The organism is Chitinophaga hostae, assembly GCF_018224885.1.
Classification (GTDB): domain Bacteria; phylum Bacteroidota; class Bacteroidia; order Chitinophagales; family Chitinophagaceae; genus Chitinophaga; species Chitinophaga hostae.
Window position 1 is genome coordinate 494,272 of sequence record NZ_JAGTXB010000003.1, and the last position, 15,540, is coordinate 509,811.

General features: G+C 46.2%; 11 protein-coding genes. 6 read left to right on the forward strand and 5 right to left on the reverse strand.

Features of this window, described 5'->3' with window-relative positions:
* Positions 1 to 43 precede the first annotated feature (43 nt).
* Complete coding sequence (locus KE626_RS09150) at positions 44 to 991, forward strand: arginase (protein ID WP_211972564.1); 948 nt, start codon at positions 44 to 46, stop codon at positions 989 to 991.
* 110 nt (positions 992 to 1,101) lie between these two features.
* Here KE626_RS09150 and KE626_RS09155 read toward each other — a convergent pair whose 3' ends face one another.
* A complete protein-coding gene (locus KE626_RS09155; RefSeq protein ID WP_211972565.1) occupies positions 1,102 to 2,196 on the reverse strand; it encodes a DUF3810 domain-containing protein in 1,095 nt (364 codons plus the stop codon).
* A 15-nt stretch (positions 2,197 to 2,211) separates the two neighbouring features.
* On the opposite strand from KE626_RS09155, the gene KE626_RS09160 reads away from it, so the two are divergent.
* Entirely contained in the window at positions 2,212 to 3,090 is an 879-nt protein-coding gene (locus tag KE626_RS09160) for a fructosamine kinase family protein (RefSeq protein ID WP_211972566.1), read from the forward strand.
* On the opposite strand, the gene KE626_RS09165 is transcribed toward KE626_RS09160, so the two are convergent.
* Positions 3,091 to 5,481 carry a PAS domain-containing hybrid sensor histidine kinase/response regulator gene (locus KE626_RS09165; protein ID WP_211972567.1) on the reverse strand — a complete coding sequence of 797 codons (2,391 nt, stop codon included), beginning with the start codon at positions 5,479 to 5,481 and terminating at the stop codon, positions 3,091 to 3,093.
* 274 nt (positions 5,482 to 5,755) lie between these two features.
* Between KE626_RS09165 and KE626_RS09170 the strand changes: the two genes are divergently transcribed.
* Genes KE626_RS09170 through plsX form a run of 3 tightly spaced genes read left to right on the forward strand, consistent with a single transcriptional unit; the run spans position 5,756 to position 7,506 of the window.
* A complete protein-coding gene (locus tag KE626_RS09170; RefSeq protein ID WP_211972568.1) occupies positions 5,756 to 6,298 on the forward strand; it encodes a YceD family protein in 543 nt (180 codons plus the stop codon).
* Between the two features lie 12 nt (positions 6,299 to 6,310).
* On the forward strand, positions 6,311 to 6,505 hold the full coding sequence (gene rpmF, locus KE626_RS09175) for a 50S ribosomal protein L32 (protein ID WP_079473289.1): 195 nt from the start codon (positions 6,311 to 6,313) through the stop codon (positions 6,503 to 6,505).
* 47 nt (positions 6,506 to 6,552) lie between these two features.
* Positions 6,553 to 7,506 (forward strand): phosphate acyltransferase PlsX, encoded by a 954-nt coding sequence (gene plsX, locus KE626_RS09180; protein WP_211972569.1) that lies wholly within the window; start codon positions 6,553 to 6,555, stop codon positions 7,504 to 7,506.
* A gap of 78 nt (positions 7,507 to 7,584) precedes the next feature.
* Here plsX and KE626_RS09185 read toward each other — a convergent pair whose 3' ends face one another.
* Genes KE626_RS09185 through mazG form a run of 3 tightly spaced genes read right to left on the reverse strand, consistent with a single transcriptional unit; the run spans position 7,585 to position 12,840 of the window.
* Entirely contained in the window at positions 7,585 to 8,217 is a 633-nt protein-coding gene (locus tag KE626_RS09185) for an ankyrin repeat domain-containing protein (RefSeq protein ID WP_211972570.1), read from the reverse strand.
* A gap of 22 nt (positions 8,218 to 8,239) precedes the next feature.
* Positions 8,240 to 12,049 carry a sensor histidine kinase gene (locus tag KE626_RS09190; RefSeq protein ID WP_211972571.1) on the reverse strand — a complete coding sequence of 1,270 codons (3,810 nt, stop codon included), beginning with the start codon at positions 12,047 to 12,049 and terminating at the stop codon, positions 8,240 to 8,242.
* 20 nt (positions 12,050 to 12,069) lie between these two features.
* A complete protein-coding gene (gene mazG, locus KE626_RS09195) occupies positions 12,070 to 12,840 on the reverse strand; it encodes a nucleoside triphosphate pyrophosphohydrolase (RefSeq protein WP_211972572.1) in 771 nt (256 codons plus the stop codon).
* 276 nt (positions 12,841 to 13,116) lie between these two features.
* On the opposite strand from mazG, the gene KE626_RS09200 reads away from it, so the two are divergent.
* Complete coding sequence (locus KE626_RS09200) at positions 13,117 to 15,393, forward strand: Tex family protein (protein ID WP_211972573.1); 2,277 nt, start codon at positions 13,117 to 13,119, stop codon at positions 15,391 to 15,393.
* The last annotated feature ends 147 nt before the right edge of the window (positions 15,394 to 15,540 follow it).

A 15,540-nucleotide genomic window follows, 5' to 3' on the forward strand; every position in this document is an offset into this window, starting at 1 on the left:
GCGTTCACATAAAATCCTGTAGCTTGCCTATAATGATCTCTTTATGAAGAATATTAAAATAATAGAAGTTAAATCAGAAATAGGAGCAGGAACCCGTGGCGCCAGTTTAGGAGTAGATGCGATCAAGATTGCGGCGCTGGACTTCATGAGTAACTTTTTTGTGCACTTCCCCACCGAAGCAATTGAAACGGAAAATAAGCTGTTGTTTGAACCTATTGAGTCGCCCTATGCCAAAAGGATCAAAGGCACCTTTAATATGTACGAGCGCATCAGCAAAAGCGTATGTGAAACGGTGAAGGCCAATTGGTTCCCGGTATTGCTTTCCGGCGACCACAGTACAGCCGGCGCCACCATTGCCGGTTTAAAGATGGCCCATCCCAAAGCCAAACTGGGCGTAATCTGGATAGATGCCCATGCCGACCTCCACACACCTTACACCACCCCTTCCGGCAATATGCATGGTATGCCGCTGGCTACCGCCATTGCGGAAGATAATATGGACTGTAAAGTGCATGACCTCGATGAAAACACCACTAAGATGTGGAATGCGCTGAAGAATATCGGTAAAATTGCCCCCAAGGTATTGCCGGAAGATATTGTATTCATTTCCCTCCGTGATTTTGAAAAGGAAGAAGACCACCTGATCAAGCAATACGGCATGAAAGTGATTACTACCAGTGAGGTACGAAGAAAAGGACCGGAGAACATTTCCCGTTCGGTATTCCGTTACCTGAGTGACTGTGAATATATTTATGTGTCTTTTGATGTAGACAGCCTGGACGCATCTATCTCCAAAGGTACCGGTACGCCTGTAAGCAATGGTTTACGGGAGCGGGAAGCAGAAGATCTGATTGCCAAATTTATGCAGCACCGCAAGATCTGCTGTTTTGAAATTACGGAGGTAAACCCCACGCTGGATCGTGAAAACCTGATGGCGGAGATTGCGTTTAATATTTTGCAGCGGAGTGTGAATGTATTGATGATGAACTGATACAGCGGTTAGCGGTTAGCTATTAGCTGTTAGCTGTTAGCTGTTAGCAAGCGGAGGTTGATAAGGAGATAAGGAGATAATGATTTGAAACTGCTTTGTGCTTTCAGCTTTTAACTTTTAGCTTTTATTTTAAAATAGGCGATCAGCCAGGTAGTGACCTCGCTGTAGCTGCGAATGCCTTTATTTTGTTTGTTGGCTTTCAGGTAGCGGTCGTAAAGGAGGGTAGAGTATTCGTCTACTTTGCCGGTATAGGGTTCGTAGAAGTCGATGATCGCTTTATAATCAGCCTTAACCCCCGGAACGGTACGGTTCCATATATTTTTGGCGAGGGTGGTATCCCGGTAGCCCAATTGCCGTACACTATACATGAACATATCAAAATGGGCTGCATAACGGAAATGGCTATCCGGAATACTGGTTGCAGCCAGGTAACCTACAAAATTAGCTTCTTCTTCCGGTGCATATCCAAGCTGATGCGCTATTTCATGACAGGTTATAAATGGTTGCAGCACGGGTGGCGTGGTGGTATTTACCTGTGCTTCGTTGGTAAATGGGTTGAGATAGCCGGTAATACCGATATAGTTAAGCCAGTGGCCGAAGAGGGCCTTTTTTATGCAGGGCGCTTTATATTCGAGGGCAGGCCAGTTTTTGGCGGCTGCCTCGTAGGCGGTAACGGCTCTTTTAAAAACCGGGATAGCGGCGGTATCTGTTTTCATGACCCCGGTAGTATCGCCGGTATTAGCTTTTTCGAGGTTCACGAGTTGCCGTAATGTATCGGAGAGCTGGTAAAGTTGCCGGGTATTATAGGTGCCGGTAACGAGGCCTGTATCGATAGTGAGGGAGTTGCGTTCGTAGTTATGGCCCCAAAGCACTATGAAGGCGAGGTATACGGATAACAGGAACTGTATGCCCCGTAAGAGTTGGAGACCGGCTTCTTCCCAGGAGAGACGGACTACTTTATAACATAGTTTTAACAAATAAAATATTCCTCCAACAATCCAGGCAGTATATATTACATCGCCAATGCTGAATGGAACTATACCTGTTACTTGTCTGAATGCCAAACTACTCCACTTATACCACCTATGGAAGTAGAAATCGCTGAAGCGGTTACTCCAGGCGAATAATCCGTTTAACAACAGTATAGCCGTAAGCGTTAGTACAATACGGACGATTTTCTTTTTAAACCGGGCTCTTGTCTCCATATAATGTGGCGGAACATGATAGATGAAATTCTACTAAAACAGTTAAGTGCGGCGCTTTCCGAACAATTGAAAGTAAAAATACATATAAATGATGCAAAAAGCGTGCATGGAGGCGATATTAACGAATCTTTTCGTATAGCCACCAACGAGGGATATTTTTTTGTGAAGATGAATGATGCGAAGCGTTTTCCTGAGATGTTTGCACAGGAATATGCGGGGTTGCTGGAATTGCGGTCGGCCGGGGCGTTGCAGGCGCCTAAGCCGCTGGCTTATGGAAGTGTTGGCGGCCGTGCTTACCTGGTACAGGAATTTTTGACGAAGGGGCAGGCGGTAACTGATTTCTGGGATGACTTTGCGGTTTCCCTGGCGCGTCAGCACCGGGTTACGAAGCCTCATTTTGGTAACCCGGGTACCAATTACCTGGGTACTTTAAAGCAATACAATACGCCCTACAGCAACTGGGCGGTATTTTATGCCTTTAACCGTTTGCTGCCGCTTATCCGGATGGCTTATGACCAGCAGATTGTGGATAAACAGATGGTGCAGCAGGTAGAATCGTTGTGCAGGCAGTTGCCGCAGTTGTTCCCGGCGGAGGCGCCGGCATTGTTACACGGGGATTTGTGGTCGGGTAATTTTATGGTGGGGGCAAACGGGAAGGCCTGTGTGTTTGACCCGGCGGTGTATTATGGCCACCGGGAGATGGATCTGGCAATGACCCGGCTTTTCGGCGGATTTGATACCCGTTTTTATTATGCTTACCAGGCTGCCTATCCATTGTTGCCCGACTGGCAACAACGGATAGGTATTTGTCAGCTGTATCCGTTGCTGGTACACCTGATATTATTTGGCGGCAATTATTATAACAGCATCCGGGAAGTGCTGCAATCCTATTGACTATTCGCCGGGACTATCTATAAAGTCGCGCATTTTGTGGTATTCTTCTTCCACCAGCGGGTAGAATTTGTTTACTTCTTCCTGTATTTCATTAAAAAGCCGGGCGATATCCTGGGCATGCAGGTCCTGGTTTATGCGGAGGTAGTTTTCCAGCTCCTGCATTTTGGAGCTGATCCAGGTGAGGCCTACCATGGCAAAGTTTGGTTTTAGTTTGTGGACCTGGAACTTCATTTGTTCCCACTCGTGGTGAATGACCATTACATCGAGTTTGGCAATTTCATCGCGAATGGTTCTGATAAAAATTTCGAATAGGTCGGCGGCATAGGAAATATTACTCTCATAAAGATCTGTGAGATACTTTACATCCAAATCGTTGTTAAATTCAAATCCGCTAAGGTTCTGCACTTCTTCCATTATTAGTTCTGTTTCGTCTTCGTTGAGATATTTATTAAAAATCTGTAGTAGCTGATCCGGTGTATATGGCTTTGTGAGTATGTCTGTTATTCCGGCGGCCCTGGCCATGTTGGCGGTACCTTCCATGGCTACGGCGGTGGTGGCGATCACCGGGGTGGCCACATTAGGTTGTTCCTCGTCCGCCCTGATTTTCTGTGCCAGTTCCAGTCCGTTCATGCCGGGAATACGGATATCCATGAGGATAAGGTCGTATTGCCTTGATTCCAGGAAGTAGGTAGCATCAGGACCATTGGTAGCAAGCTGGTAGTTGATTTTATATTTTTCCAGCAGGCTCATGATGTAGCGGAGATTCATCGGGTTATCTTCCACTACAAGTACCCTGGCCTGCTCAAAAGATCTTTGCAGGAGTTTCCTGCTCAGTTTACCGGTATGGGCCGTGAGGGGCCGGCGGCTATCCATAAAAGGGATATTAAAACTAAAACAGGTATTAAATCCAGGTAATTCTTCCACTACGATATTACCTCCCTGGAACTCCACCAACTGTTTAGCGATCGCCAGACCGAGGCCTGTGCCGCCATATTTTTCACGGATATCCCCTTCTGCCTGTTTGTAGTTCCGGAAGATAAGCTCCAGTTTATCTTTCCTGATACCGATGCCTGTATCGCATACGCGGAACCTGATCCAGAGTTTGTTATCCAGCCAGCTTTCCTGTGTGGCTTTGATAGCAATTTCGCCTTCATTGGTGAACTTCTCTGCATTACCTAACAAATTGATTAGTATTTGGTTCAATAGCACATCGTCGCCAAGCAGCCAGGTATTAAGGTTTGCATCGAGTTCAGCGGTTATTTTCACTGGCCGGCGGCCCAGTTTCAGTTCAAACGTTTGCCTGAGGGACTGTATCAGTTCGCGAAGGTTGAATTCGCGTTGATTTGTTTGTATTTCCCCTGCTTCTATCCTGGAAATATCGAGAATATCGCTGACAATACCCAGCAGTATGCCGGAGGAGTGTTTGAGGATGTTGACATATTCTGTTTGCTGGGCATCCAGGTGGGTTTCTTCCAGCAGGTGTGCCATACCGATGATAGCGTTCAGCGGGGTCCTGATTTCGTGACTCATGCTGGCGAGGAAGTCTTTCTGCGCGTGGCGGGCTTCTTCAGCCTGCCGGCGTGCTTCTTCCAGTTCTGCCTGCAGCTTTTTCTGGTGGGTGATATCCATATGGATGCCTGCGCCGCCGGTGATACGGCCTTCGCGGTCGTAGATATTGGCGGAGCTGGCCAGTATCCAGCGGGAGGAGCCATCTTTCAGCTTTATTTCCATATCATATACGAGGGAAACGTTTTCCTCAACGCGTTTCCTGCGGAGGGCGCGGGCGAAGGCGCGGTTTTCTTCCGGCACAAATACGTCGGTGATGTTCCTGCCGATGAGTTCTTCCTCCTGGTAGCCTGAAAGGCGGCAGAAGCTTTCGTATACGCGGGTGATATTACCTTTTACGTCTGTTTCGCACATGGCGGCGTTGAGGTTATTGAGTATTACCCTGAATTTCTCCTCATTACGCTTTATTTCTTCCTGTACGTTGTGGCGGCGGGTGATGTCGATGGCTTGCCAGATGCTGCCGCTGAAACCTTCCCCGTTAAATACGGGGAGATAGGTAATTTCCCATATTTGTCCGTTTTCGAAGGGGACTTCCCATCCGAACCAGGGCTTTTTTTCCCGGCGGAGAGATTTCATCTTTTCTTCCAGGGCGGTCTTTTCGGTGACCATTGGTTTAAAAAAACGGATGAGTTCAGTGTAAGACAGGTTCACGGGGCTGGCGCCATTCATATACCGGGAAAAGATGTCATTTACCCAGATACAGCGGTGTTTTTCATCGGTCACCAATATACCTGCGATGGTGCTGTTGAGCCAGGCCGTTATGGGCAAGGAAAAGATGTCCGGGGCGCCATTTTGTGGCATGCCGGTGCTTTCAGCAGCAGTCATTTTCTTACTGTTTCTTCCTATGGCCTTCATTTTTCTGACAGGATGGGGTACGGATTTTCAATTAAATCGATGAATTGTGAAAAACTGGCATAAGATAAACGCGAATTGTGTACCTTTGCGCCTCACGCTTTGTTGGTCACAGATCAATATGGCTGATATTTTATGATATAAATATATATATAAATAAGATATCGTTGGTGAACAAATTTATGAAATTTTTGCAATTGCAAATATTTAATTACCTTTGCATCCCTCTAAAAGTGAGGACTTTGATATGAAACCACTCCGCGAATTTGATATTGCCTTTGTAGGACTAAATCCAGGGGTGCATTCATTTCAGTATGCAATCGGAGATAGTTTCTTTGATAATTTTGAGGAACCGAAGGATTTCAATAACTGTTCGGTAAGTGTAAATCTTACCCTGGATAAGAAAAGTAACTTTTTCTTATTAAAGTTTGAGATCGGTGGGAAGGTAACAGTAACATGTGACCGTTGTGGAGAACTCTTCGAAATGCAGTTATGGGATGATTTCAACCAGATAGTTAAGCTGGTGGAGAATCCGGAAGAGCTGGCGAGTAGCGAAGAAGATCCGGATGTATCGTATATATTGAAGACGGAAAGTCATTTAAACGTGGCGGACTACATATACGAGTTCATCCATCTTAGCATTCCAATGCAACGTATACACCCTGACAGTGCTGATGGCAAAAGCGGGTGTAATCCGAAGGTGATTGAAATGCTGGAACAAATGAACCAGCAGGCAAAAGAAAACGATAACCCAATCTGGAAAGGGTTGGATAAATTTAAGGACAATTAAAAATTAAATAAAATGCCAAATCCTAAACGCAGACATTCTCAGCAAAGATCAGCAAAGAGAAGAACGCATTATAAGGCGGTAGCGGATACTTTAAGCACAGACAGCGCAACCGGTGAAGTGCACCTGAGACACCGCGCTCATTGGGTGGAAAACAAACTGTACTACAGAGGAAAAGTAGTGTTGGAAAAACAGAGTGCAGCTAAATAATTATTTTACTATTTTTACCCGAGCTAACAAGAACAAACTTGAGTTACATGAGAATCGGGCTTGATATGATGGGTGGCGATTTCGCCCCCGCAGAAGCAGTAAAAGGAGTAAAATTATATTTAGACACTGTTGCATCTGATGTGCATCTGGTATTGATAGGGGACGAGCAACAGTTGGCTCCTTTATTAACAGAAGTACAGCTGGACCAATCAAAATATTCAGTTGTTCATTCATCCCAGGTAATCGGGATGGATGAACACCCTACTAAGGCACTGAAAGAGAAGCCACAATCATCCATCTCTATCGGTTTTCATTTACTGAAAAATGAGAAAATAGATGCTTTCATCAGCGCGGGTAATACCGGCGCCATGATGGTGGGCACCTATTATTCCATTAAAGCCATAGAGGGAGTGCAACGTCCTACTATATCTACTCTCGTACCCCGTGAAAACGGATCGTATGGCCTCTTGCTTGACGTAGGTATCAACGCCGACTGCAAACCTGAAAACCTCGCGCAATTTGCAATTCTGGGTTCTCTTTATTCAAAGCACATCCTGCAGGTAAACAACCCCAAGGTAGGCCTATTGAATATCGGTGAAGAAGAAGGCAAAGGTAATCTGCTTGCGCAAGCCACTTATCCCCTGTTAAAGGAAAGCAAACAAATCAATTTCGTTGGTAACATCGAAGGCCGGGATATCCTCAGCGAAAAAGCTGATGTAATCGTTTGTGAAGGCTTTACCGGTAACATTGTTCTTAAGATGGCTGAATCATTCCATGAGATAGCGTTAAGACGTGATATTCAGGATGATTATATGAAGAAATTTGATTCAGAATCATACGGCGGTACTCCCGTTTTAGGCGTTTCCAAACCAGTTATTATTGGTCATGGTATTTCCAAAGGAACAGCGTTTAAAAACATGATACAGCTGGCACAACAAATGATCGATAGCAAACTGCTGGAGAAGATTAAAGAAAGTTTTGTAGCAAAGGATGCACAGTAGCAACTGCTGAAAAATTATTTAAAAAACCGTTCCGATCACCGGAACGGTTTTTTTTATTGCCGTTAATGACTTGTTACCTTATTTCAGCAGGTTTATCAATTCAGTATCTTCTTCATCGAGAAATTCCAATGGCGTGGTTCCTTCGATATTGGGAATCGTTTTATCGGCGCCGGCTGCCAACAGCAACCGGACGCATTCCACCTGGTGATGCCGGTTTTCTATCCCGCCGTACTTGAAGCCGTGCACAGCCCACAAAAGCGGCGTACCATGAAATTCAGTGCATCGTTTATTGATCTCTGCTTTTTCCCGGATCAGCCGTGCTGCCAGCTTATCTCTTCCCACCCAGGCAGCCCAGTGTAAGGCCGTTCCGCCATAACACCCGCCGTGATTAATGGAGGCGCCGTTTTCAATATACAAGATGCCCGTTTCCTCTGCATGTAAACTGGCTGCTGCCAACAGCGGGGTATCATGTCCTTCTACCAATTCATTACCATCCACATGCGCTCCAAACCCCAAAAATATCCGTGCCATTTCAACGGCTTCCCCGTCAGTGAAAGTGTGAGCAAATACGCCGTCACAGATCCGGTGCAAAGGATGAGCTTTGGTTGTATTTTCTTCATCAAACGGAAGGCCCTCATTGGCCAGCAAGGGATTTTCGGAAAGCGCTTTCCTGATGCCCTCGTAATCTTTGTTAGCTATCAGTTCTTTCATATTACATTTTTTTATTGCACTATCACTTCCCATCCAGGGGCAGCTTTACATAAAATGTAGTTCCTTCATTCAGTTTTGTTTCAAACCATATTTCCCCACGGGCCTGTTCCGCAATATTTTTACACATGGCCAATCCAAGACCGGTGCCGGACGATTTCGTGGTAAAGTTAGGCACAAATATACGGGATTGCACTTCAGAGGAGATCCCCTCCCCGTTGTCTGACACACTCACAATAACAAAGTTGTCTGATGTAAGTTGCAGTCTTACCCCGATCTGTCCTTTCCTATCGTCCGGAATAGCCTGGATGGCATTCAGCAGCAGGTTGGTAAACAGCCGGTTCATCTGGGTTTTATCTGCAAATACATAAAAGTCCCGCGTTGGTTCCATATAGGTCACCTCACAGTCTTCATGCCCCTGGTACAATGAAGTCAGGGAGTGCAGCACTTCGTTGATCAGCACTACTTCATTATTAGGTTCGCCTATGCGCGCAAATGCAGAGAAGTCGGATGCGATATTGGAGAGGTGTTCTATTTGTTCTACCAGGGTACCGGCTACATTGCGCGACAATTCCTTCACATTCGGAGAGTCGCCGGCGATCGCTCGTTGCAGGTATTGAATACTCAGCTTCATGGGCGTAAGCGGGTTCTTAATTTCATGCGCCACCTGCCGGGCCATTTCGCGCCAGGCACCTTCCCGTTCACTTTTTGCGAGTCGTACTGCGCTGACTTCCAGCTTACGCACCATCTTATTATATTCCTTTACCAGTGCGCCGATCTCATCATCTTTATCCCATTCTATTTCATCATTGCGCTGACCAAGGTTTACATGGCGCAGTTTTTCCGTTACCAGCGAAAACGAACGGGTAATGGAATTGGTGATCAACAAGGCCACCATCCCTGCAATGAGGAAGATGAAAGCATTGAAATTAATGAGTGCCACGAGGAAGTTCGAGATCTGTTCGTTCAGCTCTGTTTGTGTAGCAAAATAAGGTACGTTCAGGTAAGCAATCACCTCGTGTGTATCATGATTACGCAGCGGCATATAGCCGGAGAGGAAAGGCATTACGCCAATATATTCCGTATGTATAAACTGGATCTGTTCCAGCCGGAAAAGGCGGTAATAGGCCTGTGGGTCCATTTTGGCAGAAATCAACCCTTTGTCCGTCATCAGGGGCTGGGTGGTGAGCTGCAGGTTGCCATCGCGGTCGTATACGTTAATATCCAATGCGCGTTCATCTGCAATATCCGCCAGTGAAGCAGACAAGCGCTTCATCAATTCAGAATCATAGATATCTCCTACCTGGTCGAGGTCGCGTTGATTTTCAAATACTTTCTCCACATCTTTTGCTACTTCTCTCATGGTTTTGCTTAACCGTTCGCGGTTCTGCGATTCGGAGCGGTAGATAAAGAATTTGATAGTGGTAATGGCCAGTATCAGGAAGGAGAAGATGACTACAAAAATAATAGTACCGTGTACTTTCTTGCGGATACTCACGTTAATGAGCGTACGTAAATTACTGATACGCATCCTTGCCTTAATGAGCAGGTCGAAAGCCTTGTATATTGCGATGATCAGCAGGAACAGGCAGAACATGTAAGCAAAGAGGGTGATGAATTCCACAAACATCCGGTGCTCTTTTGCTACCACAACTACCTTATCGGCGCTGGCCCGGTACAACAATTCCGAATACCCGTTAACGGATTTCACCGCAATATCTGTAAGCGGAATATCGTGCGGATACAAACGGATAGGAAAAGGGAAATCGTTGTTGTTGCTGACCAGGATTCCTTTATCGTATACTGCAAAAGAATAAGTGCCCCCGTATTCGCGCCCGGGATCGCTGACATCCCCTTCCACGAGCAGTTCGGGGTATAACCTTTCGCTGTTCACCGGCTTAGGCGTGAGCATATACACCAGCCATCCCGACACGTCATTATTCGTCTTATGAAATTCTTTTTTAGCGATATAGCTATAGTCGTTAAAACTTCTTTCGTAGTAAAAGAGATCATTGCCGGGAACGAGTGCCGGCGAGGCTTCTGATTCCACGAACATGAGGCGGTTGAAAGTCAGCAGGCTGATGGTATCTGACTGAAACAGGGAGGCGCCGTTTTCATCATATGCATAGATGTTTACTTTAAAACGGCTCAGGTAACCCTGAAAATATTTCTGGAGGAGGAGACTGTCGAATGTAGCTTTGCGGCGCTCTCTTCCACTGCTGTCCTGGAAAAAATACTGAATGGCTTCATCATGTTCAATCTTCTTCCCGATATCGTTCAGCAGCATTTCCAGGTAGGGATCTTTTTGCCTGGACAGGTCTTCCGCGAGTCGTTGTCTTGCGTACAACTCTTTATGGTTGTTATAATGCACCAGTGCACCGGAAGTGGTGATGGTGAGCAGGAAAAGCCAGAAGAGGAAAGGCACGGTAGCCATGCTGCTTTCAAAGCGGTCGGCGATAAAGTCGAGCAGCACAATATATACCAGCAGCCACACCACCATGGAAATGGAGAAAGGCAGTTCCGGGTTGTGTACACGGAACAGCAGCCAGATGATGCCTACTGCGCCGAGCCAGATATATTTAGTACGATACTGGAAGTTAGTGAGCTCATTAAGCAGGTAGTTGATGATTTGGGAGAAGAATAAAAAGCTGAATGAGATGAATCCCAGTACAACAAAACCGATAACGCTATATTCTGTGATGCTGAAAGAATTGATGACATCGAAGGATATCCTGGAGTCGATCACGAGGCTCTGGATCAGGTCGGCCAGGAATTGTTCCACGATGTAAAGTATGAGGCTGGCGATGATGATCACCAGGCTCTGTGCCCATCTTTTTTTGAGAACGGGCGGATTAATGGTTTTAACATGTTCGCGGAAAAAGAGGATCATCCAGAAGGTGAGCAGTACATTGATCAGCAGGTCACCGAGGGAGTAGAAGATTTCATCTTTTGCGTAGATCCTGGGATCAAAAATATTGAGTTCTTTCAGATTAAACGGGAACGGGTATACGTAGCTGAGCACCCGGAGTCCGAATACGATAAGGAACAGGAACAGGAATCCATACAGCGGATTGGTAGTTTTGGCGAGCAGTGTAGCAAACAGGTTCAGGAAAATGAGGACGCAGATACAGCCCAGTACCCGGAGTAATACACTCAGGTTATTGGGGGGATGTATGTGCATACCGCTGTTATAGTCCAGGTAAAATAACGTTTCTCCGTCCCCGTTATTTACGGGTAAAAGCGTATGTTCCGGTTGTGTTAGCCGGGGGGCTTCTGTTAAAATATTGTATTCTTCTCCCAGTTCTTCCTTGTGGTAGAAGTGGTTAACCAGATAATTGTTTTTGATGGCGTATTCCAGTCGTACCGGGATCACGCCAACGAGGAATTGTCCGTGGCCGGGGGCAGACTTCACTTTACGGGTGATCACTTCATAATACCCGTTTTTCAGTTTCATGAAGCGGGAGCCATTTTCCAGGGAGGTTTGCAGCTCTTCCGGCTGCACCTGGCTGGTATTCCAGAAGGTAAGCCAGATACCGGAGTGGGCGGAATCGTAGGCAAAAACGTAGTATTCCAGCTGGGTAAGCTTGTCGATGGTTGCCTGGTTATAGCTCCGTGTAAAGAGGGAGTTAGAGAGACTGGTATCTTTAGACAGTTTCAGGAAGTCCTTTTCTCTTTGCTGGATACTTTTTTCCATGCTGCGTTTCACGCCTTGCGGGGAGGAGTAGTACGACCAGTAGTTACTGAACAGGAAGGCGAAGGTAAACAGCCAGGCTGCGATGATCAGCAGATAGCCATGCCGCAGGAAAAAAAGCCGTATTTCTTTTGTATCGATCAATGAGATGCTGTTATAAAAATTTATAATTGCTCTGTGGCTTTCACCTGGTTCCAGAGTGTATCCATTTCCGTTAAGTTCATATCATTGAGGGTACGGCCCTGCTGCAGTGCCATGGCTTCCATGGCCTGAAAACGGCGTTGGAATTTTTTGTTGGTACGTTCGAGGGCATTTTCCGCATCTATGTCGAGAAAGCGGGAGTAGTTTACCAGGGAGAACATCACATCGCCGAATTCATCTTCTATAGCATCTTTACTACCGCTGCTGACGGCTTCTTCCAGCTCATTTACTTCTTCCTTCACCTTATCCCATACCTGGCTGGTATTGTCCCATTCAAAGCCGGTTTGTTTGGCTTTTTCCTGGAGGCGCATTGCTTTTACGAGTGCGGGTAATGAGAGGGGTACGCCGCTGAGCACGGAGGTTTTACCTTCTTTCAGCTTAAGTTTCTCCCAGTTTTGTTTTACCTGTTCTTCCGTATCGGCTTTTACATCTCCATAAATATGCGGGTGACGGTGGATGAGTTTATCACATACCCCGTTGATCACGTCGTTGATATCGAATTTTTGTTGTTCGGCGCCTATTTTGGCATAAAACACGATATGCAGGAGAATATCGCCCAGTTCTTCCTTGATGGACTTCCAGTCTTCGTCAGTAATAGCATCTGCCAGCTCGTAGGTTTCTTCGATGGTGAGCTGCCGGAGCGTTTGAATGGTTTGCTTGCGGTCCCAGGGGCATTTTTCCCTTAAATCGTCCATGATCTGCAGGAGGCGATCAAATGTGGCTGTCTTTTCCATATTTTGTAAAAATAGGGATCATTTTTAAGCTTTTAGCCACCAGCTTTTAGCTTTTAACAAATGTAACGAAGATCATCCGCTGCAGTTGCTAAAGGCCAAAGGATAAATGGGGAATTCTTTTTCTTGGTAAAAAGCCCATTTTAATTACATTTGCGAGCTATAAAATTGTAGTGATTTCATGATTTGGAGATAGCGAAATTTTGTTGTGGCAGTGCAGTATTGTGACAATAAAATCCGGGGATCTGGCAATCAAAAAATCCCAAAATGTATTGATTTATGAATCCGAAACACATTGCGCTTATTTCATCGGAATTAGGTATTTCCGGCAAACAGGCAGAAAATACCATGACCCTGTTATCTGAGGGATCTACGGTGCCCTTTATCAGTCGTTACCGTAAAGAGGTAACGGGTAGTTTGGATGAGGTGCAGATAGGTCGTATTGAAGACTTGCAGAAGCGTTACAAGGAGGTGGATGATCGCCGTGAGTTTATTATCAAAACGATTACGGAGCAGGAGAAAATGACCCCGGAGTTGCTGGAAAAAATAGAGCAAACCTGGGTGCTGGCAGAGCTGGAAGATATTTATCTTCCTTATAAGCCCAAGCGTAAAACGCGTGCTACCGTGGCGATTGAGAAGGGATTGGAGCCATTGGCCAGGTTGTTATTTGAAGAGCAGGATGCTGACATTGCTGCTGCGGAAACATTTATCAACGAGCAGGTAGCTACATCAGAAGAAGCGTTGAAAGGTGCGCGGGATATTATTGCGGAATGGATCAATGAAAACGCGGAATGCCGTGACAAGCTGCGTAAATTATTTGCCAATACCGGCAAGCTTACTTCCAAGGTAGTGGAAGGAAAAGAAGCGGATGGCGATAAATATAAAGATTACTTTGAGTTTTCAGAAGACCTGCGGGAGATGCCGTCTCACCGGGTGCTGGCGATATTACGTGCAGAGCACGAAGGTATTTTGTTCAGCTCTATTGCTCCTGTGGAAGAAGATGCCAATGAGCTGATCAACAAACAGTTTGTAACCGGCAAGGGTAAGGCAGCGGAGCAGGTAACCAAGGCTGCTGCGGATGCGTACAAGCGTTTGCTGCGTCCTTCCCTGGAAAATGAGTTCAGGGCGGTAGCGAAGGAAAAGGCGGATGCAGAGGCCATCGAAGTATTTGCTGAAAACCTGCGTCAATTGTTGCTGGCGGCGCCATTGGGTCCTAAAGGTGTTATTGCGATTGACCCGGGTTACCGGACCGGTTGTAAGGTGGTGGCGTTAGATAACCAGGGTAATATGCTGGCCAACGATGTGATATACCCGTTGGAGAAGAATTACAAACGGGATGATGCAGAAGCCCTGCTGAAGAAATGGGCAGATAAATACGAAACCGAAGCTATCGCTGTGGGCAATGGTACGGCGGGTCGTGAAACCGAAGAATTTGTGAAGAAGATCGACTTTGGTAAAAAGGTGAATGTATTCATGGTAAACGAAAGCGGCGCCTCCGTTTATTCTGCATCGGAAGTAGCCCGTGAGGAGTTCCCTGATCATGATGTAACGGTTCGCGGTGCGGTTTCTATTGGCCGTCGTTTGATAGATCCGCTGGCGGAGCTGGTGAAGATAGATCCCAAGGCGATTGGTGTTGGACAGTATCAGCATGATGTGAGCCAGTCTTCCCTGAAACAGAGCCTGGACCGCGTGGTAGTGAGCTGCGTAAACAATGTAGGTGTGAACCTGAATACAGCCTCCAAGCATTTGCTGGCTTATATCTCCGGCCTGGGGCCTTCCCTGGCGGAGAACATTGTAAAATACCGTAAAGAGAACGGCGCTTTCAGTAACCGTATGCAGTTAAAGAAAGTGCATCGTTTGGGTGACAAAGCATTTGAGCAGTGCGCGGGCTTTCTTCGTATTGAAAATGGCGATAATCCGTTGGATAATTCTGCCGTGCATCCGGAGCGTTATGACCTGATAAAGGAAATGGCGGAGAAACAACATTGTACGGTACCTGATCTGATTGGCAAGGAAGAGTTGCGGAAGCAGATCAATGCCAAGGATTATGTGAGTCCGGAAGTAGGTTTGCTGACATTGGAAGATATTCTGAAGGAGCTGGCCAAACCAAGCCGTGATCCGCGTGACGAGATTTCTATTTTTGAATATGCGGAAGGCATCCACAAGATGGAGGATGTAAAACCGGGAATGGTGCTGCCGGGCGTAGTGACGAACATTACTGCATTTGGTGCATTCGTTGACATCGGGGTTAAACAGGATGGGCTGGTGCATATTTCCCATCTCTCCAATAAATTTATCAGTAATCCTAATGAAGCCGTGAAGCTGAACCAGAAGGTACAGGTAACGGTACTGGAAATAGATGTAGCGCGCAAACGCATTTCCTTATCTATGAAAGATAATGAGAAAGGCGGTGGCGGCGGACAGCAGCAGCAGGGGCCACGTAAATCAGAGCCGCGTAAGGATATCCGCAAGGATAAACCTGCGGCGAAAGAGGCGCCGCTGAATGATTTCCAGGCTAAGCTGGCGGCGTTGAAGAATAAATTCGATGATCGCTGATTTTTCTTGCCCCGGGATTTTTTTTTTGCCCAGGATTAACAGTGATTATGATGATTTTCAGGATTTTATTTTTGAGATTTTATGTGATTAAAAAAGATTAGCGAAGATTACCAGTATGAAAATCTTCGCTAATCTTTTTAAAATCAT